This window comes from Duganella vulcania (assembly GCF_009857655.1).
Taxonomy (GTDB): Bacteria; Pseudomonadota; Gammaproteobacteria; order Burkholderiales; family Burkholderiaceae_D; genus Rugamonas; species Rugamonas vulcania.
On record NZ_WWCX01000231.1, the window covers coordinates 1 to 1,909 of the forward strand.

At 73.8% G+C, this 1,909-nt stretch carries 1 protein-coding gene; it reads left to right on the forward strand.

The genetic code is table 11. The features are described 5' to 3' along the window. Positions 1–1,909 (forward strand): O-linked N-acetylglucosamine transferase family protein (locus tag GTP90_RS35570; RefSeq protein WP_161087913.1); only part of this gene is annotated, 1,909 nt, incomplete at both ends.

Genomic DNA, 1,909 nt, shown 5'->3' on the forward strand with positions numbered 1-1,909 from the left:
TCGAGGTGCGCGCCACGCTGCCGCCGGCGCCCGCGCCGCTGGCCGACAGCGACGGCTACAGCCACCGCAAGCTGCGCGTCGGCTACCTGTCGTGCGGCTTCGGCGCGCAGCCGGTGGGGCGGATGGTGGCCGAGGTGTTCGAGCTGCATGATCGCGGCCTGGTCGAGGTCTACGGCTTCTGCTGGAGCCCCGAGGACGGCTCGGCGCTGCGCCAGCGCCTGCTGCGCGGCATGGACCTGCATGTGCCGATCGCCACGCTGAGCGACGCCGAGGCGGCGCAGGCGATCCGCTCGCACGAGATCGACATCCTGGTCGACCTGCACGGCAGGCTGCCGGGCGCGCGGCCGGGGATCTTGCAGCACCGTCCGGCGCCGGTGCAGATCGCCTGGCTGGGCCAGCCCGGCACCAGCGCCATGGCCGCCATCGACTACGTGCTGGCCGACGCCGTCACGCTGCCGCCGGCGCTGGCGCCGCACTACACCGAACAGCCGCTGTACCTGCCGCACTGCTTCCAGCCGCAGGACCGCCGGCGGCCACTGCCGGCGCCGCCGTCCCGGCCTGCCCTGCCGTCGCGGCCAGCACCGATGTCCTGTTCCGCCTCGCTTTCACCGCCAGCGCCGTCGTCCCGCTCCGCAGCGTCCTCCGGGTCTGCTTCGCCGTCCCCGTCCGCGACGCGCAAGGCCGTGCCGGCCGCGCCCGCGCCATCCGCCCGCGCCACCTGGGGCTTGCCGGAGCCCGGCTTCGTCTACTGCTGCTTCAGCGCGCCCGAGCACATCACGCCGGAGCGTTTCGCCACCTGGATGCGCGTGCTGCATCAAGTGCCGGACAGCGTTCTGTGGCTGCAATCGTCCAGCGAAGCGGTGCGCGACAACCTGCGCGTGGCGGCCATGCAGCGAGGCGTCCCCAGCGAGCGCCTGTGCTTTGCCGAACCAGCCGCACCGGACCAGCAAGCGGCGCGCTACCTGGCCGCCGACCTGTTCCTCGACACCGCGCCGCACGCGTCGGCCGACATCGCCGGCGAGGCGCTGTGGACCGGCCTGCCGCTGCTGACCAGCACCGGCCAAGGCAGCGCCAGCCGCACCAGCGCCAGCCTGCTGCTCGCGGCCGGGCTGCCCGAGCTGGTCACGGCCAGCGAGCAGAAATACGAGGCGCGCGCGGTGCGCCTGGCCGAGCGTCCCAAGGAACTGGCGCGGCTGCGCAACCGCCTGCGCAAGCACCGCGACAGCGCGCCGCTGTTCGACACGCCGCAACTGGTGGCCGACCTGGAACGGCTGTACCTGCGCGTCGCCAAAGGCATGCGGCCCGCCGTCCCCGCCAACGCAGGGCAGTCCGCCGCGACGCCCGACGCGCCGGCCGGCGGCCACCCCGCCAGCGGCAGCGACAGCAACGTCAGCGGCAGCCAACGCGATAGCGGCCGCGCTCCATCCCTCGCTCGCGGCAATGGCAGCACGACCCCGCTGGTCAGCATCCTGATCCCCGCCGACGATCCGCTGTCGCTGGAACCCACGCTGCTCAGCGCACTGGCCCAAACCTACGCCCACTGCGAAATCATCGTCAGCGACAGCAGCCCAGGCGGCGCCTGCCTGCCGCTGCTCAAGCCGCACCTGAAGGCCCACCGCCGCCTGCGCTACGCCCCCGCGCCCGGCCTGTCGCCGCTGGACAACCTGAACCACTGCCTGGCCCTGGCGCTGGGCGCCTACATCGCGGTGGCGCCGGCCGGCGACACGCTGGCGCCGGACAAGATCGCCGTCATGCTGCCCTACTTCCTCGATCATCCACAGGTGAGCCTGGTGGCCTGCTGGCGCCAGCCGCGCGCGCCGGACGGCCAGGCGCTGCCGGCGGCGCCGCTGTTCGCCGACGAAATCGCCGTCAGCGGCGGCTCGCTGGCCGAGCTGCTGCTGAACGGCGA